Genomic DNA, 1,625 nt, shown 5'->3' with positions numbered 1-1,625 from the left:
CGCCCAGCGTCCCGCTCGACCCCCACAGCAAGGGGCCAGCCCCTCGCAACGCTCCCCGGCTAACACCAAACGGAAGGTTCGGGCTGGGGGCGTTCATCTGGAACGCCGGGGCGACGGCGGCTTAGGCAGGCCGTGGCCGATTTCGTTGGATTTGGTTTTGCCGTCGCCTTCGCTCTGGCCTGTCTTGAGGGCGTCGGAGAGTCCGGCGAGCGAGCTTCCCCGCGCCGCGTTCAGGAGAGACGTTCGGCCACTTTCCGGCGTAGCTTTTCGTCCGTCGCCATGTGCGAGGCTCCCACCAACATCAGGGCCTCCAATCGCGTAAAGTTGCCCGTGGGGAGATTGTCCTTTGAATTGGAGGGCGCAATCGGCGCTGACGCGGCCGAGCTGGTTGAGCCGGTCGAACTCTCTTTCAAGCCTTTCTTGGACAGGTCCATTTTCCAATTCCTTCCGCCAGATATTTACACCGTCCATGCCTTCTAGGCGATGAACATTCGCACGATCGCGCACGTCATGGACCGCAACCGAAATCTGATCGCCAAAGCGACCTAGAAGGGCCTCTAGGCCGTCAGGCGTGCCCTCCTGAATACGCACCATCACGGCCGCGCTCGCGCCCCTGCCTAGCTCCTCAAAGCGTTGGAACGTGTGCGCAAGCGCCTCCTCTGGCCGAGGCAGCACCGCTATTACCCCGACTCTGCATCCGGCGCTCAATGCCTGTTCGACCTTGGCGATGCTCGCTTGCGGATCGACAAGCTGGCCCTCAAAGATCGCGCGCACGTCACGGCCGAGCCGGTTTCCTTCATGCAGCGCCGCATACTGGATTTCAGAGGTTTTCCCGGCCCCCGGCATCCCGGTTACGAACAGCACCAGGTTGCGGGTCGGATCGGAGCTATCGGCTACTACGCGCCGGTATTGTTCGGCCGCCAGAACGGCCGCGGCATTGTGGACGGGCGCGTTGTATCGGCCGCGGGCCTCTCTTGAGGCGGTATATTCGGGAAGCAGCTCCTTCATGGCGTCCGCACAGACGTAGCGCCCCCCGAAAGTGCCGGGTCGGGCCGCATAGTCTGTCAGGAACCGTTCGGGCGCAGCTTGCACGGCATCGACCACGCGCCGTTGCACGTCCGCGCGATCGGCGTCCGCGAACTCCAATACCCTGATAGGTTCCAATGCCATCCCGCTTCCTCTGTCAGATCCGGCATAGACGCAGGCGTCTATGAGAACCAGAACTATTTGTTGGAGCGTGGTCTAGCACGAATATAAGAAAGCCCGACACAGGGCCGGGCTTTCGCACTTTCGGACACAACGGCGGGTTGTGCGCGACCCGAAAGCAGAGTTGTTGCAGAGCCGTATCGGGCAGGCACGGCGCTGGCAAGGCGAAGGAGCTGCGCCCGCGCGATATGCCCAGCCTTTATCGTCGGCAGGCTGTTAATCATGGTGTGCAACGGAAACTTACCATTCATCGTGCAGCGCGAGATTCATGGATAGCGATCCCGGAGAAGCGCGAAGGCTGCACGCGGTTGAGAACCGCGCAATGGCGCGCCGCATTGAGGCGGAGCGTTGGAAAGCTCTATGGGATGAGGCCCACCCCGCAGCGACGGAGGCCCCGGCCCCGGACCATGCAGCTCCCG

Annotated in this window: 1 protein-coding gene; it reads right to left on the bottom strand. The window is 62.7% G+C overall.

The genetic code is table 11. The annotated features are described in order from the left end of the window. Positions 1-93: 93 nt before the first annotated feature. The gene (locus tag SPHV1_RS01210) at positions 94-1,170 is read right to left on the bottom strand and encodes a hypothetical protein (protein WP_054944310.1); all 1,077 of its coding nucleotides are present in this window, start codon (positions 1,168-1,170) and stop codon (positions 94-96) included. Positions 1,171-1,625 lie beyond the last annotated feature (455 nt).

Origin of the sequence: Novosphingobium sp. KN65.2, from assembly GCF_001368935.1 — a bacterium.
GTDB lineage: Bacteria > Pseudomonadota > Alphaproteobacteria > Sphingomonadales > Sphingomonadaceae > Novosphingobium > Novosphingobium mathurense.
The sequence above is the reverse complement of the archived record's forward strand: the minus strand, read 5'-3'. Positions and strand labels throughout refer to the sequence as shown.